The organism is Glacieibacterium arshaanense (assembly GCF_004681125.1).
In the GTDB taxonomy this organism is placed as follows: domain Bacteria; phylum Pseudomonadota; class Alphaproteobacteria; order Sphingomonadales; family Sphingomonadaceae; genus Polymorphobacter_A; species Polymorphobacter_A arshaanense.
The window spans coordinates 1-22614 of the sequence record NZ_SIHO01000002.1 but is presented as its reverse complement, the minus strand read 5'-3'; the positions used below and the strand labels follow the sequence as shown (position 1 = coordinate 22614).

Sequence of the window (22614 nt, the reverse complement as noted above, 5' to 3'; positions counted from 1 at the left end):
GTCCGCCTGTAACGCGCAAAGCCCTTGGCGGCCGCATCACGGCAAAAGCGGCGACCAGGCCGGGTCCGACGCATCGAGCGGGGTCTTGAGCTTGCGCTCGTTCTGCCCGGAGAGGTCCACCGTCCACAATGCCGTAGCGCCGCTGCCCTGCGCGGTGCGGAAGAACATGATGACGCGGCCGTTGGGGGCCCAGGTCGGGCCTTCATCCTGCCAACTTGACGTCAGCAGGCGCTCGCCGCTGCCGTCGGTCTTCATGATGCCGATGCGGAACTGGCCGCCGCCAATCTTGGTGAAGGCGATGGTATCGCCGCGCGGACTCCATACCGGCGTGCCGTAGCGGCCCTCGCCGAAGCTGATGCGCTGCTGGCCGCTGCCGTCGGCGTTCATCACGTAAAGCTGCTGGGTGCCGCCACGGTCGCTTTCGAAGACGATCCTGCTGCCATCGGGCGACGGGCTCGGCGCGGTATCGATGCCCGGCGCGCTGGTCAGACGCGTGACCTTCCGGCTGGCGAGATCAATCCTATAGACATCGGTGTTGCCGCCGACGCTCATCGAAAACACCATGCTGCCGCCACCGGGCATGAAGCGCGGCGCGAATGTCATGCTGGGGAAGTCGCCGCTCGCCGGACGCAATGCCGTCTGCACGCCGCTGCCCAGCGTGTAGAGCCAGATGCGCGGGCGGTTATCGGCGTAGGACATATAGGTGATGGTCTGGTCGTCAGGCGCGAAGCGCGGCGTCAGCACCAGATTCTGGCCGTTGGTCAGGAAGCGGTGGTTGGCGCCGTCCTGGTCCATCAGCGCCAGCAGCTTGATGCGTTTGGTGCGCGGGCCGGTTTCGCTGACATAGACGATGCGCGTGTCGAAATAGCCGGTCTCACCGGTCAGCCGCGAATAGACAAGGTCGGCGCATTTGTGCGCCGCGCGGCGCCAGCCGGCTGCGGTCGTGACAAAGCCCTGCCGCGCGAGCTCCTCCGATGTGAACACGTCATAGGCGTAGCAGGCGACGGTGATGTTGCCGTCAGGGTTGACGCTGACCGCACCAGTGAGCAGCGCCTGCGCCGCGAGGGTCCGCCACGCGCCGAAGTTGGGCTTGGTAACGTCGCCGTAGCCGACAGTGGTGGTAAATGCCGCCGGATCGAGCGGCTTGAACAGCCCCGAGCTGCCGAGGTCGGCCGCGATGACCGCCGCTACTTGCCGCCCGAGGTCACCAGTAGAGCCTGCCGCTGTCGGCGCCGGGGCCGGTGTCGCAAAGGCCGGCACCGCGATCGGCATCGGCGCGGCAATGCCGCTGTTGATATCGACGCGCAGCACGGCAGCGGCGGGCACCGCGATGAACGCCAAAAGCGCGGCGGCTACAAACTTGCGCATCTGTATTCCCAACTTCATGGCCCTACATCCCGACCTATCCGGGCCGCGCAACCGGCAATGCGGTAGCGCGCCGGATTGCAGCGGCGACTTGAAGTCGGGACAATGCCCCTGCAGGGCTTTGAAAGTCGAGGCCTATTCGAAACCGGTCAGGCGAGTTCGCCAACCAGCCAGCTTTTCAGCTGCGACTTCGGGGCGGCGCCGACCTTGGTCGCGGCCGGCGTGCCGTTCTTGAACAGGATCATCGTCGGGATGCCGCGCACGCCGTAGCGCGTCGGGGCATCGGGGTTTTCGTCGATGTTGAGCTTGACGATTTCGACATCGCCGCCGAGTTCGGCAGCAAGTTCTTCGAGCGCCGGGCCGATCTGGCGGCACGGGCCGCACCATTCGGCCCAGAAGTCGACGAGCACCGGCTTGCCCGAGGCAATGACATCGGCGTGGAACGAGGCATCGGTGACGTGCTTGGCGGCCATGATGGCGTCTCCTGAAGAACTATACCGTGAAGTTAGGCGCGGTGGGCGGGGCAATCAATGGGGCGCGCGACAAGGCTTTCTTCGCGGTGGCCAATGCAAATTCGCAGCACGGCGACGCTCTCAAGCCGTCACGTCGGCAATGACACCTGGCGCGTGCGCGGCGAGAAGCGCGGCGGGCAGTTCGATCAGTGTCGCGTCATGCGTGAACAGCAGCGCCGCGGTGATGTGCCGGTCGGGGAATATCTTGGCCAGTGCTGCCGCATAGGCCGCCATCTGGCGCAGGTGGTAGCGCTCGACGGCGGCAGCATTGCGCGGCACGCGGCTGCCGGTCTTGAAGTCGACAATCTGGATGAAGTCATCGGTGACCAGCAGGCGGTCGACCTTGCCGGCAATGACGATTTCACCGACGACGGCAGCAATAGGGGCCTCGGCCAGCGCGTCGGGGCCGAAAATCGCGGCATGCGCCGGCGCTTCGATGACCGCGAGCGCGCTGTCGACCAGCGCAGCCTGCGCGGGCGCATCGAGCCCGGCACCGTTGACCGCGACCCACGCCAGCGCGGCAGCGCGACGCTGGTCGGGCGCGACACCGGGCAAGCGTTCGAACAACGCATGCAGCAGCTTGCCGCGCTCGGCGGCGGCAATCATCCCCGGCGACGGCGGCGGCATCACGATATCGTCTTCGGCAAGCTTTGACGGGCTCAGCGGCCGCGCCGGCCGCGCTTCGGCAGGTGCGGGAGTGGTCGCCCAGGCCGGCAAAGTCATGTCAACGGCGCGTCCACCGGCACCGTCGCCATCGCGCACCGGCGCACCGGCACCGCCCCGGTGGGTGCGGCGGCTGCCCCAGACGCTGTCGGGCACCTCTTCGAGCGGGAAATTCTTGTCCATCGCGCGTTCGATCAGCGCGTACCAGCTGGCATCGGGCACCGGCGCGGGCTTGTCACCGCGCGCACTCGGCAGCGCCCCGCCGATAAACAGCATGTCCTCGGCGCGCGTCATCGCGACATACATCAGCCGCCAATGCTCCTGCAGCCCGGCTTCATCGGCCTCGTCGGCGCGTTCCGCGATCGGGCCGATCCGGCCGGCCTTGCCGCCGTAATAGACCGGCACCTTGGCGGTGACGTCGTCGGGGTTGAGCGCGACAAAGCCGTCGCGGTCGCCGGGCACATCGCGTGTTGCATCGGCGAGGATGACGACGGGTGCCTGCAGTCCCTTGGCGCCGTGGACGGTCATGATGCGCACAGCATCGAGCGCGGCTTCGGGGTCGCGCTTCAAGTCGCTGTCATCGCGCTCGATCCACGCCAGGAAGCCCTGCAGCGACGGCGCATTCTGCTGTTCGAACGCCAGCGCCTGCGCCAGCACCGCGCCGATGGTGTCGCGCGCTTCGTCACCCAGCCGCGCCAGCAGGCGTTTGCGTCCGCCCAGCGGCCCCGACAGGATGGTTTCGAGAAACTCGTAAGGCGCGCAGAAATCGGCGAGCCGCAGCGCGGCGCCCAGCCATTCGTAGGCAGCCTTAGCATGCGGTTCCGCCGACTGGCGCAGTCGTGTCCACAGGCTGGCATGGCCGCGGCCGTGAGCGAGCGCGAACAGCTGGTCCTGGCTCCAGCCGAGCAGCGGCGAGGTCAGCAGGCTGGCGCAGGTCAGATCGTCACGCGGCTGCAGCACGAAGCGTACCAGCGCCAACAAGTCCTGCACCGCCAGCGGCGTCGTCAGCCGCAACCGGTCGACACCGGCGACCGCGACGCCCTTGTCATGCAGCGCACTGACCAGCGGTGCCATGAACTCGCCGCGCTTGCGCACCAGCACGAGGATATCCTGCGGACGGACGTTGCGGTCGCGCGCCGGCAGATATAGCGGCGTCGCCGGATCGAGCCAGACGGCTATCTGCGCGGCGACCTGCTGTGCCATGCGGACATGGTTTTCGGCGATCCAGACCATCTCGGTTTCGGTCGCGGTGTCATCTACTTCGGCGTCGCCGAGCGCCGGCCACAATGTCACCGAGCCCGGCAGGCCTTCGCGCGCGGCACGGTGTGGCGGCACCGGTTCGCGCATGCCGAGCGTCGTATGGCCGAGTTCGTCGAGCGTCGCATCGACGACTTCGAGCACCGTCGGCACCGAGCGGAACGATTCGCTGAGCGGCTCGGCGCGCCACGCCTGGTCGGCATCGCGGATGCGCTGTTCGAAATCGAGCGCGCGGTCGCGGAAGACGCGCGGGTCCGAGCCCTGGAAGCTCATGATCGCCTGCTTGAAATCGCCGACGACGAACAGCGTGCGCACGATGTCGCGCGCGCCCTGCCCGTCGAAGAATTCGTCGGTGAGCGCCTTGATGATGTCCCACTGCGCTTCGTTGGTGTCCTGCGCCTCGTCGACAAGCAGGTGGTCGATACGCTGGTCGAGCTTGAAGCGCACCCAATTGCCCATGCCCGGCGCATCGAGCAGTGCCGCGGCGCGCGCGATCATGTCGTCATAGTCGATGAACCCGCCACGCCGTTTGTGTGCGGCATAGGCCGCGGCGAGCCGTTGGCCGACGCGCAGATAGCGCGCCGCGTGCGCCGCCGTCGCCAGCCGGGCACGCAATTCGACCACGTTTGCGACTTGCGCGATGAGCACCTCGGACAGCGGGGCAAGTGACGGGTCGCGCTTGAGCGGCCCGGCCGGCACCGGCTTGGCGAGCGGTTCGCCACCCTTGGTAAACAACGTGCCGATCAGCAGATCGAGTTGTACCGCGCGCACTTCCGGCACGAAGCCGATCCAGCACAGCATGTCATCGGCGCGCCGCGTAGCGACCTTGCCGCCATCGCCCGCCAGCGCGACGGCCAACCGCCGCAACCCGGTCAGGTCGATACCCCCAAGCGCGGCCGTCAGCACGGCTTCGGCGCTGCCATCGACGGGCAGCCCGAGCCAGCGCCGCAGCTTGGCTTCGAAACCCGCCGGCGCGCCGAGCGCGGCGATCGCATCGGCGTGGGCGATCATTACGCCCGCGACCTGCGTCAGTCGCTGCTCGCCGCCGGCGATGCTGAGTGCACCAATGTCATCGAGGAAGCCCTGGTCACCGGTCGCGGTCGCCGATTCGATTTCCTCGGCGAGCACGCGCGTGCGCAGCGCCAGTGCCGAGCGGTCGTCAAGTGCGGTAAACCCCGGCGCAATCCCGGCCTCGACCGGGAAGCTGGCGAGCAAGGACTGCGCAAAACCGTGCAGCGTCGAAATCCGCAGGCCGCCGCGCGCGTCGAGCGTGCGTGCGAACAGCTGCCGGGCGCGGGCGCGGGCTTCGGGGCCAGGTGCAGCGCGGATGGCGATCAGGTCATGGTCGAGCGCGACATCGTCGGCGAGCACCCAGTCGGCGAGGCGTTCGAAAATGCGCGCCTGCATTTCGGCCGCCGCGGCCTTGGTAAAGGTCAGCGCGACGATCCGTTCGGGCGCTGCGCCGTCGAGCAACAACCGCAGCACGCGAGCGGTCAGCACCTGCGTCTTGCCGGTGCCGGCAGATGCCGAGGTCCAGGCATTGACCGCCGGATCGGCGGCAGCGGCCTGGCTTTCACGGAGAGGATTAAGCCGGCTCATTCGGACGGCACCGGTTTGCCGAGCCATTCGGCGACGCGCGCCAGATGGTCGAAATCCTGGTACTTTTCGGCATATTCAGGGTGCAACTTGGCCGTGAATGGTTTGGTGCCGAGCAGCATGTCGTGGCACAATGCCTTGAACAGCTCGACCGTTGCGGCAATGTGTTCGGCGGGTGTGACGAATGCCTTACCCTTGTGCGACAACGGATCGCTAGCTTTGCCGGGATCGTTGCCGCCGCTGACTTTCCAATAGCTGAAGCGCCCGACTGGTCCCGCAGGCACGCCGGCCAGCACCCCTTGTTCAGCCAACGCGCCGAGCAGCCCCATCTGCAACGCAAAGCCGCCGCTGACCTGGGCATAGGTCGGCACCGTGCCGGTCTTGTAATCGACGATGGCGAGCTGGCCATTGGCGTGCCGGTCGACGCGGTCGGCGACACCGGTCAGCGTTACCGGCGATTCGCCGCGCGCGCCGAATTCGAAGATGCGCTGGCCCTTGGCTTCGACCGCGAGCGGCGTCCAGCCTTCGGAATCCCATTCGTCGAGCGTTGCCTTGGCCCAGTCGAGCGCGCGGCGCACGCGTGGCGCCCACAGCGCCTGCATCAGCGGGTGATTCGTCCAGTCGGCCAGTTCGTCGTCATAGGCCTTGGCCAGCGCGGCATCGCTGCCGCCGGCCTTGATCCATTCCTCCAGGATGCGGTGCACGGCCGAGCCGCGGTCGGCGCCGGTCGGATCGCTATCGAGCGGGTCGAGCACCTTCAGAGCGAGCATTGTCTGCGCGTAGAAGCTGAACGGATCGGCGCGCAGCTTTTCCGCCGCTGTCACCGACAGCCGGCGCGGCCGCTGAGCCGCCGGCGGTGCGGGGGCGGGACGCGGCGCGGGCGCCGGCGGGCCGGCGGCATCGATGGCGCGCGCCAGATCGACCAGCCGTGTATCCTGCGGCAGCGTATCGCCCGCCAGCGCCCGCAGCCGCAGCCAAAACCGCGACGCCACGCGCGGGCCGCTGTCATCACGGCGTGCGCGCGTCAGCAGCACGCGTGGCGCGCCAAGTCCGGCGACAAAATCATGTGCGGCCTGGCCGATGGATGCTTCCAGCCCGGGCAAACCAAGCTTCCGCCGTATGGCTGGCGCCAACCACGGGTCGGGCGAGGGCAGCGCCGGCCAGACGCCTTCGGAAAGCCCGCCGAGGATGACGAAGTCGGGGCGCTGCAGACGCGCTTCGATCAGGCCCCAGATCGCCAGCCGCGGGTGCTTGCCGATCACCGGCCGCACCGGCACATCGGCGAGCAATGTGTCGAGCAGCGCCGGCGCATCGGCGGGGTCGAGCGCATCAAGCGCGTCGCCGTGCTGCGTCAGTGCCGCGATGCGGTCGGCGAGCGCGCGACCATCGGCGCCGCGCCAGATGGCATCGCCGGTCAGCGCCACGAGCGTCGCGGCCAAGGCTTCGACCAGTTCGGCGAGGTTGAGGCTGCGCGCCCTGAACACGATTTCGAGCGGCGCCAGCAACGCCGTGACGTCGGCCCACCAGCCCGCCAGCGGCATCCGCCGGTCACGGACGTCGACAACGCGGTCGGCTTCGGCAACTTGCGCGGCGATGCCACCGAGCCCTGCCGCCGGCCGCACGCCGCGCAAGTCGATATCGAGTTGGCGGACGCGGTCGAGCCATTCGAGACGCGTCGCTTCAGTACTCGAAGCCACTAGCGGGTGTTTGAGCACGGCAAGCAGCGCCACCGGCGCAAAATGCTGTGCGGCGGCCTCGGACAGTGCCAACGCCAATGCGCCCGGCGGCGTCGCGGTCAACGCAACACCTGCCGAATCATCAATCTCGATGCCCCAGCGCGTGCAATGCGTGGCGACACGTCGCGCCAGATTGCGATCGGGGGTGACCAGCGCCGCCGTTGCGCCGGGGGTTTCCAACGCCTCGCGCAGCGCCAGCGCAATTGCCTGCGCCTCTGCGGCCGGATCGGCGGCTTCGAGCCAGGATACGCCGTCAAATGTGCCCGCTGCGACCGGCGTTTCGCGCCACTGTGCCGTGAACGCTGCCGGGCAGAGCGCGCGCGCCACCGCGGTCGCGCGGGTCGCGGAAGAGCCTGTGTCGGTAGGCCAGTTTTCGACTTCCGCCCGCGCGACGCCGATATCGTCGAGTAGCCGCTTGAGACCGTATTGCGCATGTTCTTCGCTATTGCGTCGTGTCTCGTCGCCCGCGGCGTCGGTGACCAGTGAGTCCCAGGCGTCGGCAGGCATCGCGGCATCTAGGCCCGGGAGCACCAGCATGCCGTCTGGCAGCCGCGCGATGGTGCCGAGCAGCGCTGCCTGTGCCGGCGTCGCACCGTTCATGCCGGCCGCCACCACCAGCCCCGGCGGCGGCGAAGCCTCCCAATGCGCCGCGATGATGCCAAGCAGAGCATTGCCGCGTGCGGCGCGGTCGCTGCAGCCTTCGGCTGCGAGGATGGCCGGCCAATGTTCGATGACCAGCTCGAAGAATGCGAAGGTTTCCAGCCAATGGCTGGCGAGATCGTCCTTGGCGACGTCTTTCAGTTGCGCCGGATCAACCCCTTCGCGCGCCAAGGTATCGAACGCCGCGCCGAGCTGGTCGGCGAGCCGCAGCGCCTCGACACTGCCGATGATGTCGCGCCAGCGGCGGATCAGCCGCGTCAGCAGCAAACGGCGGCGGATTGGATCGATCGGCGGCAGGAGGCTGGTTTCGAGTCCGGCGACAAGGTCGAGTGCGTCGTCGACATCGATGTCACCAAGCGGTGTCATGCGCGGCAGCAACAGTCCGCCATCGGCGCTACGAACAAAGGCGTCGGTCAAGGCCCGCACGGCGCGGCGGCTAGGCAGCAGGATCTGCGCGCGCGCCAGCACCAGCGGATTGCCGCCGGCGCGATCGATCAGCCCCTTCGCCAGTGCATCGGCAAACGCCGCTTCGGGCGCGATGGTATAAACGCTGGGGCGGGTTGCCGCGCTCAAACTGTTGCCAGCAGCGTTTCGGTTGCTGCAACCGCCGGCGGCGTACCGACATCGGCCCACAGCCCGGCATGCGTCACGCCGAACAGCCGGTCCGCTGCCATCGCCTTGTCCCACAGCAATCGGAAACCGAACGGCCCTGACGGCGCGCCGTCGAACAGGTGGCGGGCTACAATCATCACACCGGTATAGACGAACGGCGCCATGCGGCCATCACGGCGCCAGCGCAGCCGTCCGGCGGGGTCCATGTGAAAATCGCCGCGGCCGCTGTGGCTCGACGCGCGCGCCAGCGGCACGAGCAGCAGCAGCGCATCCATGATTTCGGGGTTCCACTGTTGCGCCAGCAATTGCAGCGACGGTACCGCGCCATCGACCCATAGGTTGTCGCTGTTGACGACGAAGAAGTGATCGCCGTCGATCAGCGGCAGTGCCTTGGTGACGCCACCACCGGTTTCGAGCAGCTCGGCGCGCTCGTCCGAAATCGCGATCTCGAGGCCCTGTTCACGGCCAGCCAGATGCGCCTCAACCTGATCGGCGAGGTAGTGAACATTGACGACTGCCTTTTGCACGCCGGCGGCACGCAGATGGTCGAGTGTGCGGTCGAGCATCGTACGCCCGCCGACTTCGACGAGCGGCTTGGGGCGCAGCGCCGTCAACGGCCGCATGCGCTTGCCCAGCCCGGCCGCCAGCACCATCGCCGTTGTCGGGAAGTCGCTCATGGCAGCGCCTTGAACTGCTGGCGCGCGGCAGCCGGGACGTGGGTGGCAAACCAGTCGGCGACCGGTGCGAGCGCAGGATGCGCGAGGTTGCGGTCAAGATAGCCCCAGACGCGCGGGTTGAAGCGCGGATAGGCAGGCTTGTTGTCGCGCTTCCAAAGCCGGGTGAACACGCCCAGAATCTTGGTGTTGCGCTGGGCGCCGAGGATTTCATAGGCGGCGCGGAATGCCGCCGCATCGGGGATGCCGGCCGCAGCGACATAGCGGTCGAGCATTGCGGCTTCGAGCGCCGGCGCGACATCGCGGCGTGCATCCTGCAATAGCGAGACAAGGTCGTACGCCGGATGCCCGGCGAGCGCGTCCTGATAATCGAGCAGTCCGAGACCACGCAGGCCGGGCCGGTCGAGCAGCATCAGATTGTCGGCGTGATAGTCGCGCAGTGTCAACACGGGCTTGGCCTGGGTTTCGGAAAGGATTTTCGGAAACACAGCATCCCATGCGGCGTCGTATCCCGGCGCCTCGGCGTGACCCGCCGCGGGCAGGTACCATTCGGGGAACAGCCGCACTTCGCGGCGCAATTCGGATTCGCCGTAGGGCGCGATGACAGGTGCCGGATGGCGATGCAATTCGGCGAGCACGTCGATCGCAGCAGCATAGATTTCAGCCTCGCGCGCCGGCGCTTCGGCGAGCAGCGGATTGACGCGTGCATCACCGAAATCTTCGAGCAGGATCAAACCTTGTTCTAGGTCGGTCGCCAGCGGTTGCGGCGCCGAAAACCCCAGCGAATCCAGATGCGCGCCGATGGCAAGGAACGGCCGGCTGTCTTCCTTGTCAGGCGGCGCATCCATCAGCACGGCGCGGCGGTCGCCGTCCACCACGCGGAAATAGCGCCGGAACGACGCGTCGCCGGCAAGCGGCAGAATCTGCGCGCCTGCCCAACCGTTGGCGGCGAGGAACGCGGGTGCAGACGCGGGCGGAATCATATGCGGGGCCATCGCCCCTCCCAAGACGGCGGCACCGAAACTGTCAAGCGCCGCGTCACCTCACCGGCGCCATCGATGCTGATTCGCAGTGCGTCGTGCGGCAACAAGGCGCCCAGCCGTTCGGGCCATTCGATCAGCGTCACCTGGTCATCATAGGCTTCATCAAGGCCCAGTGCCGCCGCTTCGTCGGGGCTGTCGAGCCGGTACAGGTCGACATGCCAGACCGGCGGCTGCGTGTCATACGGCTGGACCAGCGTAAAGGTCGGGCTCGGCACATCGCCCTGATAGCCTAGCCCGCGCAGGAAGCCGCGGGCAAAACAGGATTTTCCGGCGCCCAGATCGCCCGACAGCGCCAGAATATCGCCTGCCCGCGCCTGCGCGGCCACACGCGCGGCAAAGTCGGCAAGCGCTTCGGGGGAGTTGAATATCACGCTGCCCATCTGCAACATTGTGGCCGCGCCGCGCCAGTGGAAACGATGCGGCTAGCCGGCCCACACGGCCAAAACCGACACTCGGAGGCGACAGGTGGGTTCCATCGGGCCCATAAACCGCTACCAACGGATGTTGGACGTATAATCCTTGGGAGCCATCAATGCAGTTTGACGACGTAATTCTCGGCCGCCGCAGTATCCGCGGTTACAAGCCCGATCCGGTGCCGCGGGCGCTGATCGAAGAAATCATTGCGCTCGCCATGCGCGCCCCGTCGTCGATGAATACGCAGCCGTGGAACTTCACAGTGGTCACCGGTGAACCTCTTGACCGCATCCGTGCCGGCAACACCGAACGCAACATCGCCGGTATTCCGCACAGCCGCGAGTTTCGCACCGGTCAGGCGTTCGCCGGCGTCCATCGCGACCGGCAGGTTGGCGTCGCCAAACAGTTGTTCGCGGCAATGGACATTGCGCGCGACGACAAGGAAAAGCGCACCGACTGGGTGCTGCGCGGGTTCCGCCAGTTCGATGCACCGGTGTGCGTGATCATTACCTATGACCGCGTGCTCGACGGCAGCGACGATACACCGTTCGATTGCGGTGCGGTGGCGACGGCGCTGGTCAATGCGGCGTGGTCGCGCGGGCTGGGGGCCGTCATCAACAGCCAGGGCATCATGCAGTCACCGGTGGTGCGCGAGCATGCCGGCATCGCTGACGACCAGATCATCATGAAGAGCATTGCGCTCGGATGGCCGGACGAGAGTTTCCCGGCCAATGCAGTCTATTCGGAACGCAAGTCGGTCGAGGAAGCCACCAAATTCGTCGGCTTCGACTAGACTCAAAAAGGCCCCCCGGTTTGCACCGGGGGACCCTTCAAATCGCTTAGTAGCGGTAGTGGTCGGGCTTGAACGGGCCGGTCTGCGCGACGCCGATATAGCCTGCCTGCTTGTCGGTCAGCTTGGTCAGCTTGACGCCAAGCTTTTCGAGGTGAAGCATCGCGACCTTCTCGTCGAGGTGCTTGGGCAGCACATAGACCTGGTTCTGGTACTGCTCCGACTTGGTCCACAGTTCGATCTGCGCCAGCACCTGGTTGGTGAAGCTGGCCGACATCACGAACGACGGGTGGCCGGTGGCACAACCAAGGTTCACCAGGCGGCCCTTGGCGAGCACGATGATCTGGTTGCCTTCGGGGAACTCGACGATGTCGGTGCCCGGCTTGACTTCGGTCCACTTGTAGTTCGACAGCGCGGCGATCTGGATCTCGCTGTCGAAGTGGCCGATGTTGCAGACGATGGCGTTCGACTTCATCGCCTTCATGTGCTCGGCGGTGATGACATCGGCATTGCCGGTGGCGGTGCAGAAGATGTCGGCGCGCTTGACGGCGTCTTCCATCGTCACGACTTCAAAGCCTTCCATCGCCGCCTGCAGGGCGCAGATCGGATCGATTTCGGTGACCATGACGCGTGCGCCGCCGTTGCGCAGCGACTGTGCCGAACCCTTGCCGACATCGCCGAAGCCGGCGACGCAAGCAACCTTGCCCGCGAGCATGACGTCAGTGGCGCGACGGATGGCGTCGACCAGCGATTCCTTGCAGCCGTAGAGGTTGTCGAACTTCGACTTGGTGACGCTGTCGTTGACGTTGATCGCCGGGAACGGCAGCTTGCCGTCCTTGGCGATCTGATACAGGCGGTGGACGCCGGTGGTGGTTTCTTCCGACACGCCCTTGATGTGCGCGACCGACATGGTGAGATAGCCGGGCTTCGCCTTGATGAACGCCTTGAGCGCGCGCTGGAATTCGACTTCTTCTTCGTTCGCCGGTTCGGGCATGGTGTCCCCGGCTTCGAGGCGCGCGCCCCACAGCGCGAACATCGTCGCGTCGCCGCCGTCATCGAGGATCATGTTGGCGGTCTGGTCGCCCCAGTCGAAGATGCTGCCGACATAGTCCCAATAGTCCGCGAGGCTTTCGCCCTTGATCGCGAACACCGGGATACCGGCGGCGGCGATCGCGGCAGCAGCATGGTCCTGCGTCGAGAAGATGTTGCACGTCGCCCAGCGCACTTCGGCACCGAGCGCGGTCAGCGTTTCGATGAGCACGGCGGTCTGGATGGTCATGTGCAGCGAGCCGGTGATCCGCGCGCCCTTCAGCGGCTTCGACGCGCCGAATTCAGCACGCAGCGCCATCAGGCCGGGCATTTCGGTTTCGGCGATGTTGATTTCGCGGCGACCGAAGTCGGCGAGGCCGATGTCGGCAATGACGTAATCGGTAAGCGGGGTGTTCGACTGGGTCGCCATGGGGCGCACTCCTGAGAATGGTTTGGGATGCGCCCGCATAGGGGCAAGGGCCTCGCAGAGCAAGTATAAAGATATCTTTATATGATTTTTGGCGCAAATCCCTAGGCTACGCCTTGCCTGCTAGGGCGTCAGCCGTCGCTTGACCATCGGCGGCGTCTCGCCATTGTTGACGCTGCGACCCCAGCCGATGAGCGCGCGCATCGCGAGGCCATCGGCTTCTGTCGGCTGGCGGTAGAACAGCGCCAGTCGGGCGTTATCGGCACAGCCAGCGGGCGTGCAGAAATAGTGCAGCAGCGCGGCAGCGCGAATCTTGCCCGCCGGCGTCACCACCATGGCGCCTTTTTCAGGGCAGCTATGGGCGCGGCAGGCGGCGAACAACAGGTTGCCGTCCTTGAGCCGCAGCGGCGCCTCGGGCGGTCCGCCCAGCGCTTCGCGTGCCTGCTTCCAGACGAGCGTGTTGGGCATCAGATAGTCGCCGCGCGCCTTGCCGAAGAAGGTTTTGAGCGCCGCCTCGGTACCCGGCGCCCACATCAGCTCGTTGGTGGTGCGGCAATCGGCCGGCTGCGCCATGCTGCACGCCGGAGTGGCGGCGGCGAGCAGCAGCGCCAGTAGAATCATCCCAGCAACGCCTGTGTCGCTGCAGCGACGCGCGCATCGCCCGCTGCGATCACGCGACCGTCGCTGCCTTGCCGCAGCGGCAGGCCGGCCCAATCGGTCATCACACCGCCAGCACCGGTAACGACGGGGACCAGCGCCGCCCAGTCGTGAATCTTCAGCCCCGATTCGACGACCAGGTCGAGATGCCCCGAAGCGACGAGGCCATAGTTGTGGCAATCGCCGCCGAACAGACTGTCGGCCACCTGACCGCGCAGCGCATCGACGCGCGGCATGTCGGCGGCATCGAACAGGAACGGCCCGGTAGTGCCGAGCCGGGCCGCACCCAAAGCTTCGCAGGCACGGACATGGGCGCGCTCGCCATTGAGTGTTGTCGGGTGGTCGACGCCGCCGACCCAGCGGTCACCAATGATGCATTGATCGATGATGCCAAGCACCGGCACGCCGTCTTCCATCAGCGCGATCAGCGTCCCGAAAATCGGCCGGCCGGCGACAAAGGCGCGGGTACCGTCGATCGGATCGAGCACCCAGACGCGCGCGTTGTCCGGACGGTCGTCGCCATATTCCTCGCCGATGACGCCGTCACCGGGGCGGTGCCGGGCAAGCAGCGCGCGGATGGCGGCCTCGCCCTCGCGATCGGCGATGGTGACGGGGGAGAAGTCCTCCTTGGTTTCAACCAGGAACGGCCGGCGGAACCATGGCCGGATGGCGGCGCCGGCGGCGTCGGCAAGCGCATGGGCGAGGCTGATGTCATCGGGGGTCAAAGCCCAAGCTCCTTCAAGATCGCTGCGCGGTCGGCATCGAGTGATGGCGCGCCCGGCCGTGTCACCGGGTCGCCATGCCCCGATATCTTGACCGGATTGCCCGCCGCCAGCAGCGGCGTGCCATCGGGATAGGCGGCGTGGATCGCCATGTTGCGGGCGCGCGTCTGTGGATAATCGAGCGCCTGCTGGATATTGTGCAGCGGCCCGCACGGCACGCCCGCAGCATCGAGCAGCGGCAACCAATGCGATGGCGGCGCATCGGCCAATCGCGATTCGATGACGTGTGCGACAGCATCGGCATGGTCGGAACGCGCGCTGTTGCTGGCAAAGCGCGGGTCATCCTTGAACATCCCGAGGTCGAGCGCATCGAGCATCGCCTGCCACAGGCCGTCATTGCCCGCGGCGATGACGATATGGCCGCCCTGACAGGCATAGGCGGCAAATGGCGTGATCGACGGATGACGTGCACCGAGCGGCCCGGGCGAAACGCCGGTGACGGCATAGCGCGCGACGGCGTTTTCAAGGATGGCGATCTGGCAGTCGAGCATGGCGACATCGACAAACGCACCGACGCCGGTCTTTCCGCGCTCGTGCAGTGCTGACAAAATGCCGATGACGGTGAACAGCCCGGCGGTAATGTCGCCAACCGAGGTGCCGACGCGCGTCGGTGGCCCACCCGGCCAGCCGGTGACCGACATGATGCCACCCATCGCCTGCACGACCATGTCGTACGCGGCCTTCTGGCTGTCGGGTCCCGTGTGGCCGAAGCCGCTGGCGGCGGCGTAGATAAGCTTTGGATAGCGCGCGTGCAGCGCCTCCCAACCGAAGCCGAGGCTTGCCATGACGCCAGGGCGATAGTTTTCGACCAGCACGTCGGCGCGCGCCAGCAGCGCTTCGAAAATCGCGCGGTCGCCGGCATCCTTGAGGTTGAGCGCGATCGACTGCTTGCCGCGGTTGATGCTGGCGAAATAGGCGCTTTCGGGGACGCCTTCTGCCTTGAACGGTCCGATATGCCGCGAATCGTCGCCACCGTCGGGGCGTTCGACCTTGATGACGCGCGCGCCGAGATCGGACAGCACCATCGTCGCATAGGGTCCCGCGAGCACGCGCGACAGATCGATGATGGTTAGGTCGGAGAGCGGGCCGGGCTTGGTCATGTTGTCGGTGATAGCGACAATCGCGGGGTGCTGTCATCCCGCGCGTGCGCAGGCGCTTAGCGCCGTGGATGCTGCGTATCGAACAGTCGCGCGATGCGCGGGTCGGGCACCACCCACATCAACGCCGGGATCAGATAGCAGACGAAACCGACCCAGGGCGCGACCAGCGTCAAGCCGACACCGCTGGCGTAGAGCACTTTCGACAGCTTGCCCTTGATGTCATGGCCGATCGCATCGGCGAGCGTGTGATCGTCGCCGTTGGCCGCGATGATGGCGCGCTGAAGGATGGTGAAGGCGAACGCCGCGAGCAGCAGGTTGGTACCGTAAAACATGTCGGGCAGCGGCGCGAAGTGATTCTCGCCCATCCAGCCGGTGGTGAACGGCAGCAGCGACAGCCAGAACAGCAGATGCATGTTCGCCCACATCACGGCGCCGGTCACATGGTGGCAGGCGTGCAGCATGTGATGGTGGTTGTTCCAGTAGATGCCGACATAGATGAAGCTCAGCACATAGCTCAGGAACACCGGCCACAGACCTTCGAGCGCCGCCCAGTCGGCGCCGTGCGGCACCTTGAGTTCGAGCACCATGATGGTGATGATGATGGCGAGCACGCCGTCGCTGAAGGCTTCGAGCCGGGTCTTGTTCATCGTGTTGGCATCACTGTGGCACCTCGGCGTGCAAATTGCGCGAATCGCGCGCCTGCGGCAAGCTCGACTCTGGCGCCTGAACGGGCGCGGTGGCAGTATAGCCGCAACAGGGAGGTCGCGATGGCTTATACGATTTCGGTGAACGGCGCGCCGCAGCAGGTCGATGTCGATGGCGAGATGCCGTTGCTGTGGGTGCTTCGCGAAGTGCTCGACCTGCCCGGGACCAAGTTCGGCTGCGGCATCGCGCAATGCGGTGCCTGCACAGTCCACCTCGACGGTGTCGCGGTCCGCAGCTGCCAGACGCCGGTTTCGAGCGTTGGCAAGGCCAAGGTCACGACCATCGAGGCGATCGGCGCAACGCCGCGGGGCAAGGCACTCCAGGACGCCTGGGTTGCAGGCGATGTCGCGCAGTGCGGCTATTGTCAGGCCGGCCAGATCATGTCGGCAGCGGCGCTGCTGGCGAGCAAGCCCAAGCCAACCGACGCCGATATCGACGCCGCGATGGCGGGCAATTTGTGCCGCTGCGCCACTTATCCCCGCATCCGCGCGGCGATCCACGCCGCTACGACGGAGGCCTGAGCGATGACGGTGCAAATCAACCGGCGTTCGTTGCTGACCGTACTCGCCGCCGCCGGTGGTGGGCTGACCCTGGGCTTCGGCCCCGTGGCGCGCGCCCTTGCGGCAGGAACAACCGACGCGAAGCTCAACACCTATGTCACGGTGCATGCCGATGGCAGCGTCACCATCATGGCGCAGAATCCCGAAATCGGGCAGGGCGTCAAAACATCGATCCCGCAGCTCGTCGCCGAAGAGCTCGATGTCGACTGGAGCGCCGTGACCATCGAACAGGCGATTGCCGACACGGCGGTCTACGGGCGGCAGGTCGCCGGCGGCAGCATGGCGACCACGCTGCAATATGACCCGTTGCGCCGCATGGGCGCGACCGCGCGCGCGATGCTGGTCACCGCCGCGGCGACGCGCTGGGGCGTGCCGGCGGGCGAATGCACCACCGCCAGCGGCACGGTGCTGCACGCGGCTTCGGGACGCAAGCTCGGCTACGGCGACGTTGCGGCGGACGCGGCGAAACTGCCGCTGCCCGATCCCGCGACCATCGCGCTCAAGGACCCGGCGAATTTCACGATCATCGGCCAGCCGATGACCGGCGTCGACAACTACAAGCTGGTCACCGGCCAGCCGCTGTTCGGCATCGATGCCAAGGTGCCGGGCATGGTCTATGCCGCGTATGAAAAATGCCCGGTGTTCGGCGGCACCATCAAGAGCGCCGATCTGACCAAGGCCAAGGCAATCAAGGGCGTCATCGATGTCTTTGTCATCCCGGGCAGCGGCGACCCTGCGGTCACCGGGCTGAGCGAAGGCGTCGCCATCATCGCCGACAGTTGGTGGACCGCCAACCGTGCCCGCGCGGCGCTGGCCATCGTCTGGAACGAGGGGCCGCGTGCCGGTGCAAGCAGCACCGCCATTGCAGCGCAGGCAGCAGCTTTCGCCAAGCAGGCACCACAGCAGAGCATTGTTTCGACGCTCGATACCGACAAGGCGCTGGTGGGCGCCGCCAAGCGCGTAGATGCGGTCTACAGCTACCCCTATCTGGCCCATGCGCCGATGGAACCAATGAATTGCACGGCGCGCGTCGCCGGCGGCAAGGTCGAGATCTGGGCCCCGACGCAGAACCCCGAGCCGGGACGCGCACAAGTCGCCAAAGCGCTCGGTGTGCCGCCCGCCGACATCACCATCCACATGATGCGCTGCGGCGGCGGCTTCGGGCGCCGGCTTGGCAATGACTATATGGTCGAAGCGGCCACGATATCAGCGCGCGCCGGCAAGCCGGTCAAGCTGATCTGGTCGCGCGAACAGGACATTCAGCAGTCGTTCTACCGACCGGGCGGGTTCCACAACCTCAGTGGCGGCCTCGATGCCAGCGGCAAGCTGATTGCCTGGCGCAACCACTTTGTCAGCTACGGCAGCGACGGCAAGTTTGCTCGGTCGGCGCAGATCGCGCCCGGACTGTTTCCCGACGGCTTCGTCGAGAACATTGCCATTGGGGCCTCGCTGATGCCGACGCCGCTCGAGACGGGACCGCTGCGCGCGCCGGTCAGCAACGCCTTCGGCTTCGTGATGCAGTCGTTTCTCGACGAATTGGCCCTCGCGGCCAAAATCGATCCGCTGGCATTCCGGCAGCAGCTGCTCGGCAGCGCGCGCATCGTCGGCGACACGTCTAACGGCCATACCGGGCTCGATACCGGACGTACGCGCGCCGTGCTCGATGCGGCCGCCAAGGCGGCGGGCTGGGGCCGCGCCCTGGCGCCGCGCTCGGGGCTGGGGATTGCTTTCTATTTCAGCCACCGCGGCTATTTCGCCAGCGTCGCCGAGGTCACGGTCGCCGAAGATGGTGCGGTAACGGTGGTCAAGGTCTGGGTCGCAGGCGATGTCGGGCGCCAGATCGTCAATCCGAGCGGCGCGAACAACCAGATTGTCGGTTCGACGCTCGATGCCATCAACGCGACGCTCAATCAGCAGATCACCGTGGCCAACGGTCGCGTCGTGCAGCGCAATTTCGATGACTATCCGCTGCTGCGGATGCCCGATGCGCCGCCGGTCGTTGTCGAGATGGTGGCCAGCGACAACCCGCCGACGGGGCTGGGCGAACCCGCCTATCCGCCGGTGCCGCCGGCCATCACCAATGCGATTTTTGCGGCGACAGGCGTGCGCGTACGGTCACTGCCGGTCGACACGGCGCTGCTCAAAAAGGCCTAGCGGCCCGGTTCAAGTTTGCGGTAGGCGCCGTCGTCGTCAAAGTGGATGGTCAACACCTGGCACTCGCGGCATTCGGCGAGCGTTTGGGGACTCACGCCAAAAAACTGCGCCAAGGCTGTATCGTCAACCATCGGCGCCGGGGCCTTTTTGGTGGCGGGTTGCAGCAACAAGAACACCGTCCACACCAGCCAGGCGGCGAGCAGGATCAGGATGGTGTGTCCCGACATGTCCATCAGGTACTGGAAGCGCTTCCAGCCGCCGAGCGCGACGACTTCGTTCGCGAGCTGCCGGAATCCCGCCAGCCAGCCGCCGAGAATCGCCACCGGAATCAGGAAATACAACCAGCAGGCCAGCGAAAACAGCAACGCGCCGATGCGTTGCCGCAGCCCGAGCAAGTGCGGTAGATTGATGATCGGAGCAGGCGTCGTTCGCGCGTCCATCAGGCCCGCACTCCACGGTCGCCAGTGACCCAGACCGCACGCTGGCCCTGCTTCTTGGTGACCGCCTTGTACAGCCCGACCAAAGCGGTGCCGACGCCGATCATCCAGTAAACCAGCGGGTACCAGACGATCCAGTAATAGAATTGCCCCATGCCGCCATTGCCGCGTTCATAGCGTGAATCGATGGCGATGCTGGTGCCAAACTGCAGCAGGCAGGTGATGCCGAGCAGCACGCTGGTCCAGCGCGGCAAGAAATCGATCCAGCTATCAGCGCCGTCAAAGCCGATCATCCGCACCGTGACAACGATAAATGCCGCTACCATAAGTGCTGACCAGGCGATCGACGTCAGATATTCGATATACAGCGGCCACATCCGTCGAGCGGGCCAGCGCATGATTTCACGCGAGTAGCGCAGCATGGTTTCGGCGCCGCCCTGCGCCCAGCGCACGCGTTGCTTCCATAGACCCTTCAGCGTTTCGGGCATCAACACCCAGCAAAGTGCGTTAGGTTCAAAGCGAATCGTCCAGCCGGCGAGCTGGAGCTTCCACGAAATGTCGATGTCTTCGGTGATCATGTCTGGCGACCAGTAACCGACATCGTGCAATGCCGATTTGCGGAATGCCGCGATGACCCCCGACACGGTGAATATGCGTCCATAGGTGCGCTGCGCGCGCTTGATCATGCCAACGATGGCCGAAAACTCGCCGACCTGGATTCGTCCCATCAATGTCGAGCGGTTGCGTACGCGCGGATTGCCGGTGACGGCGCCGACGCGCGGGTTGTGGAGGAAGTGTCGCACCATCCACACCGCGGCCTGCGGCGCCAGCAGCGAATCGCCGTCGATGCCGATAACGATTTCGCCGCGCGACAACAGGCAAGCCGCGCGCAGCCCCATCGCCTTGCCCTGGTTGGTGGCAAGGTTGATGACGCGCAGTTGCGGATGCGCCTCGGCGAGTTCGCACAATATGTCGAGCGTGTCGTCGCGGCTACCATCATTGATCGCGATGACTTCGAAGTCGGGATAGTCCTGCGCCAGCGCATAAGCGATCGTCTCGCGGACGTTCTGGCCTTCGTTGTAGCACGGGATCAGGATCGAGATCGGCGGGTAGGATGCCAGCTTGGGCAGATTGCCGACGGGATCGCCGCGGCCGACCTCCCAGCGCAGGTAGAAGATAATCGCGCCGATCATCCAGACATAGGCCATGACCAGCGGATAATAGAACAGCAGCCCCGCGGCCGTATGTGCGAGATGCCGCAACCCGCCCCAGCCGGCGAATTCATGCAGCGTTGCAATGGCGTCAGTCGACAGCCCCTCGGCCCAGTCGGGCAGCGGCGATGTATCGATGGCGGCAGGAGTCGTCACGGTTGGACTTGTACAGCAAATTCGCGCTTCATGTCGCTGAGCTTCGGTTGGTCGCGATAGGGGTTGTCGGGATAATAGCCCAAATTGATCGCGCCGGCCTTTTTGAGCAGCTCGATCTGACCCAGCAACACCGGCATCGCTACCGGTTGCTTGGTCTTCCAATCGACAGTCTGCAGTTCAAACACCGACTTCGCCAGCCCGTCGGGTTGTTTGGCGACGTCGATGACCAGCTGCTTCAGCCATGCGTCAGCATCGGTGGCGTTTTCCATCTCGGGCATCGCTTCGATGCCGACATAGTCATAATGTTTGAGGAATACCGGCAGTGACTGGGCATACCATTCCTCGGCATCGGTCTGCAGAATCGGACGCGAATAGATGTTGCGCGCGGTCTTGATGTACGGTCGATAGACGCGGACGCGCGCTGTCAGCTCGTCGGTAAACTCAGCGAGGTATTCTGACTTGTGCTTGGCCCACGCCAGCCGCATCGCCGGCGTTGCATGCAGCTTGTCGAAGTCGGTCGGCAGTCCCCAATGCTTGTGGCCATAAGCCAGCGCCGCAGGGGAAACATCCTCATAGTCCGATAAGATACCATCATCGTGGAAAAGCACGCCGTCGAAAATCGCGTGGACGGCGAGGTCTTCATAGATGTCGCCGACCCAGGCCCGTGCCTTGGGGTTGAACGGCGACAGCCGCGTATAGATGTGCTGCGATGGGCCGGCCTTGCCGTCATGCCATTCCTGGACATACCAGTCGGCGGGAAGCTTGGCCTTGTACGCCATCATCGGCATCCAGGCGTAGACCTTGACCCCGGCGCGCGTCTTGAGCTGCGTCGCGGCATAGGCGAACAGGTCGGCGCGCATCGGCAGGTGGCGATTGGGGAAATAGACGGCATCGGCATTGCCGTCGCCATCGGGGTCCGAATAGGCCTGCAGGTAAACCGTACTGACCCCCATGTCGCGGATGCGGTCGACCAGCGCGCTGAGGTTGCGGTGCGTCTGCGCCGGATCGGCGTCGTAGATATAGTCGAGATCGACATGGACGACGCGCTGTACACGCGCCGCGCGCTGCGTTTCGACAATGTCCGAAAACTGCCCGATGCCAGGGTCATCGGTCAGGATCAGCCGGTCGATTACTGACAGGTTGGGCAACGCGTTCTTGCCATCAGCCAGCGCCATAGTGATCGGCATCCCCGCCTTGGCGGCGTCTGCTACTGCGATGGCGTTGTATTCACCGTAAGGCCAGACCATGACGCGCACCGGGTGGCCGAGCTCGCGCTTCAGGAACGCCGCGCTCTTCTGCATGCCAGTGGCAATGCGGGTGCGGTATTCGGCATCCGTCTCGTAGCGCCCGGTGGCCGCATCATAGCGCCGCGTCGTGACTGCAGCCTCCTTGCCGCCCTGCGGGTTCGACGGGATGGCATTGTGCAGGCCGTAAGTGTGTGAGGCGATTTCGACGAGTCCCGACTTGTCGAGCTCGCGTACCTGCGCCCAGGTCATCACCGGCTTGTAGCCCGGTACATCGGGCTTTGCCTCACCGTTGATCCAGGTGCCGATGATCGCCGCGACTGCCGGGAAGTTGTGCTTCTTCAGCAGCGGATAGGCGCGCGTGTAGAAGCTTTCATAGCCGTCATCGAAGGTCAGCAGCACCGCCTTTTCGGGGAGCTGCGACTTGCCTGCAGCCGCATCAACCAAGTTCTGGACACTAATCGGGTGATAGCCCTCACGTGCGAGCCAATCGAGCTGGTCGGCAAAATGCGCCTCGCTGACCCCGACACGGTCGAACGGCGGCGTGTGCTGCCCGGTGGCCGTAATATCATGGTAATTGAGGACAATATAGTCGTGTGGCGGGGTCGAGGCGGCCGCGACGCCAGCTGTCGTGACAAATGCCAGAACCAATGCAGCCAATAGCGTTTTGAACACGGCAGTTCCAATGATGCGGCGCGTGGCGCGGCCATAACAGCGCCTGACTTATCCGAACATGAACAGGTCGTTTCGCAGCACCGGCGCCGTCCGCCAACGCCAAGACCTGCGGAAAGTGGTGCCCGGGGGCGGATTGCTATCGGGGATTATGGTCG

The 22614-nt window shown here is 65.7% G+C and carries 18 protein-coding genes; 3 read left to right on the top strand and 15 right to left on the bottom strand.

All coding sequences use genetic code 11. The features are described 5' to 3' along the window. Positions 1–36: 36 nt before the first annotated feature. From tolB to tsaE, 7 genes are all read right to left on the bottom strand, one after another. Positions 37–1380 carry a Tol-Pal system beta propeller repeat protein TolB gene (gene tolB / locus EUV02_RS06320; protein WP_424022192.1) on the bottom strand — a complete coding sequence of 448 codons (1344 nt, stop codon included), beginning with the start codon at positions 1378–1380 and terminating at the stop codon, positions 37–39. A 134-nt stretch (positions 1381–1514) separates the two neighbouring features. Then, on the bottom strand, positions 1515–1838 hold the full coding sequence (trxA, locus tag EUV02_RS06315; RefSeq protein ID WP_135245425.1) for a thioredoxin: 324 nt from the start codon (positions 1836–1838) through the stop codon (positions 1515–1517). A gap of 120 nt (positions 1839–1958) precedes the next feature. Continuing rightward, the gene (gene addA / locus EUV02_RS06310; RefSeq protein ID WP_135245424.1) at positions 1959–5396 is read right to left on the bottom strand and encodes a double-strand break repair helicase AddA; all 3438 of its coding nucleotides are present in this window, start codon (positions 5394–5396) and stop codon (positions 1959–1961) included. Beyond that, a complete protein-coding gene (gene addB, locus EUV02_RS06305; RefSeq protein ID WP_135245423.1) occupies positions 5393–8362 on the bottom strand; it encodes a double-strand break repair protein AddB in 2970 nt (989 codons plus the stop codon). The genes addA and addB overlap by 4 nt, the downstream gene beginning before the upstream one ends. Continuing rightward, positions 8359–9078, bottom strand: a complete 720-nt coding sequence (locus EUV02_RS06300) for a nucleotidyltransferase family protein (RefSeq protein WP_135245422.1) — start codon at positions 9076–9078, stop codon at positions 8359–8361. The genes addB and EUV02_RS06300 overlap by 4 nt, the downstream gene beginning before the upstream one ends. Further along, positions 9075–10058 (bottom strand): aminoglycoside phosphotransferase family protein, encoded by a 984-nt coding sequence (locus tag EUV02_RS06295; protein ID WP_135246419.1) that lies wholly within the window; start codon positions 10056–10058, stop codon positions 9075–9077. The genes EUV02_RS06300 and EUV02_RS06295 overlap by 4 nt, the downstream gene beginning before the upstream one ends. Further along, positions 10055–10507: a tRNA (adenosine(37)-N6)-threonylcarbamoyltransferase complex ATPase subunit type 1 TsaE gene (tsaE, locus tag EUV02_RS06290; RefSeq protein WP_135245421.1), complete on the bottom strand. Its 453-nt coding sequence runs from the start codon at positions 10505–10507 to the stop codon at positions 10055–10057. The genes EUV02_RS06295 and tsaE overlap by 4 nt, the downstream gene beginning before the upstream one ends. 143 nt (positions 10508–10650) lie before the next feature. Here tsaE and EUV02_RS06285 point away from each other — a divergent pair, with 143 nt between their 5' ends. Continuing rightward, positions 10651–11325: a nitroreductase gene (locus tag EUV02_RS06285; protein ID WP_135245420.1), complete on the top strand. Its 675-nt coding sequence runs from the start codon at positions 10651–10653 to the stop codon at positions 11323–11325. A 46-nt stretch (positions 11326–11371) separates the two neighbouring features. On the opposite strand, the gene ahcY is transcribed toward EUV02_RS06285, so the two are convergent. The 5 genes from ahcY to EUV02_RS06260 all read right to left on the bottom strand — a co-directional run bounded on the left by ahcY (position 11372) and on the right by EUV02_RS06260 (position 15964). Beyond that, positions 11372–12781: an adenosylhomocysteinase gene (gene ahcY, locus EUV02_RS06280; RefSeq protein ID WP_135245419.1), complete on the bottom strand. Its 1410-nt coding sequence runs from the start codon at positions 12779–12781 to the stop codon at positions 11372–11374. Between the two features lie 120 nt (positions 12782–12901). Further along, a complete protein-coding gene (locus EUV02_RS06275) occupies positions 12902–13399 on the bottom strand; it encodes a hypothetical protein (RefSeq protein ID WP_135245418.1) in 498 nt (165 codons plus the stop codon). Continuing rightward, a complete protein-coding gene (locus EUV02_RS06270; protein ID WP_135245417.1) occupies positions 13396–14160 on the bottom strand; it encodes an inositol monophosphatase family protein in 765 nt (254 codons plus the stop codon). The genes EUV02_RS06275 and EUV02_RS06270 overlap by 4 nt, the downstream gene beginning before the upstream one ends. Beyond that, complete coding sequence (locus tag EUV02_RS06265; RefSeq protein WP_135245416.1) at positions 14157–15317, bottom strand: CaiB/BaiF CoA transferase family protein; 1161 nt, start codon at positions 15315–15317, stop codon at positions 14157–14159. The genes EUV02_RS06270 and EUV02_RS06265 overlap by 4 nt, the downstream gene beginning before the upstream one ends. Before the next feature lie 56 nt (positions 15318–15373). Then, positions 15374–15964: a TMEM175 family protein gene (locus EUV02_RS06260; protein ID WP_135245415.1), complete on the bottom strand. Its 591-nt coding sequence runs from the start codon at positions 15962–15964 to the stop codon at positions 15374–15376. Between the two features lie 120 nt (positions 15965–16084). Here EUV02_RS06260 and EUV02_RS06255 point away from each other — a divergent pair, with 120 nt between their 5' ends. Both EUV02_RS06255 and EUV02_RS06250 read left to right on the top strand, forming a co-directional pair. After that, entirely contained in the window at positions 16085–16543 is a 459-nt protein-coding gene (locus tag EUV02_RS06255) for a (2Fe-2S)-binding protein (protein ID WP_135245414.1), read from the top strand. A 3-nt stretch (positions 16544–16546) separates the two neighbouring features. Continuing rightward, positions 16547–18736 (top strand): xanthine dehydrogenase family protein molybdopterin-binding subunit, encoded by a 2190-nt coding sequence (locus EUV02_RS06250; RefSeq protein ID WP_135245413.1) that lies wholly within the window; start codon positions 16547–16549, stop codon positions 18734–18736. Here the strand turns inward: EUV02_RS06250 and pgaD are convergent. Genes pgaD through pgaB form a run of 3 tightly spaced genes read right to left on the bottom strand, consistent with a single transcriptional unit; the run spans position 18733 to position 22459 of the window. After that, on the bottom strand, positions 18733–19176 hold the full coding sequence (pgaD, locus tag EUV02_RS06245) for a poly-beta-1,6-N-acetyl-D-glucosamine biosynthesis protein PgaD (RefSeq protein ID WP_135245412.1): 444 nt from the start codon (positions 19174–19176) through the stop codon (positions 18733–18735). The two genes, EUV02_RS06250 and pgaD, sit on opposite strands and share 4 nt — an antisense overlap. Continuing rightward, positions 19176–20540 carry a poly-beta-1,6-N-acetyl-D-glucosamine synthase gene (gene pgaC, locus EUV02_RS06240; protein WP_207790133.1) on the bottom strand — a complete coding sequence of 455 codons (1365 nt, stop codon included), beginning with the start codon at positions 20538–20540 and terminating at the stop codon, positions 19176–19178. Before pgaC ends, pgaD begins: the two co-directional genes overlap by 1 nt. Then, on the bottom strand, positions 20537–22459 hold the full coding sequence (pgaB, locus tag EUV02_RS06235; protein WP_166430535.1) for a poly-beta-1,6-N-acetyl-D-glucosamine N-deacetylase PgaB: 1923 nt from the start codon (positions 22457–22459) through the stop codon (positions 20537–20539). Before pgaB ends, pgaC begins: the two co-directional genes overlap by 4 nt. Between the last annotated feature and the right edge of the window lie 155 nt (positions 22460–22614).

What these genes read in the sequence shown, in the direction of transcription:
- trxA (WP_135245425.1), bottom strand. Translation starts at nt 1,838, where the DNA reads ATGGCCGCCAAGCACGTCACCGATGCCTCGTTCCACGCCGATGTCATT.
- addA (WP_135245424.1), bottom strand. Translation starts at nt 5,396, where the DNA reads ATGAGCCGGCTTAATCCTCTCCGTGAAAGCCAGGCCGCTGCCGCCGAT.
- pgaD (WP_135245412.1), bottom strand. Translation starts at nt 19,176, where the DNA reads ATGGACGCGCGAACGACGCCTGCTCCGATCATCAATCTACCGCACTTG.
- EUV02_RS06285 (WP_135245420.1), top strand. Translation starts at nt 10,651, where the DNA reads ATGCAGTTTGACGACGTAATTCTCGGCCGCCGCAGTATCCGCGGTTAC.
- EUV02_RS06260 (WP_135245415.1), bottom strand. Translation starts at nt 15,964, where the DNA reads ATGAACAAGACCCGGCTCGAAGCCTTCAGCGACGGCGTGCTCGCCATC.
- EUV02_RS06300 (WP_135245422.1), bottom strand. Translation starts at nt 9,078, where the DNA reads ATGAGCGACTTCCCGACAACGGCGATGGTGCTGGCGGCCGGGCTGGGC.
- EUV02_RS06275 (WP_135245418.1), bottom strand. Translation starts at nt 13,399, where the DNA reads ATGATTCTACTGGCGCTGCTGCTCGCCGCCGCCACTCCGGCGTGCAGC.
- ahcY (WP_135245419.1), bottom strand. Translation starts at nt 12,781, where the DNA reads ATGGCGACCCAGTCGAACACCCCGCTTACCGATTACGTCATTGCCGAC.
- tsaE (WP_135245421.1), bottom strand. Translation starts at nt 10,507, where the DNA reads ATGTTGCAGATGGGCAGCGTGATATTCAACTCCCCCGAAGCGCTTGCC.
- EUV02_RS06255 (WP_135245414.1), top strand. Translation starts at nt 16,085, where the DNA reads ATGGCTTATACGATTTCGGTGAACGGCGCGCCGCAGCAGGTCGATGTC.
- EUV02_RS06265 (WP_135245416.1), bottom strand. Translation starts at nt 15,317, where the DNA reads ATGACCAAGCCCGGCCCGCTCTCCGACCTAACCATCATCGATCTGTCG.
- EUV02_RS06295 (WP_135246419.1), bottom strand. Translation starts at nt 10,058, where the DNA reads ATGATTCCGCCCGCGTCTGCACCCGCGTTCCTCGCCGCCAACGGTTGG.
- EUV02_RS06250 (WP_135245413.1), top strand. Translation starts at nt 16,547, where the DNA reads ATGACGGTGCAAATCAACCGGCGTTCGTTGCTGACCGTACTCGCCGCC.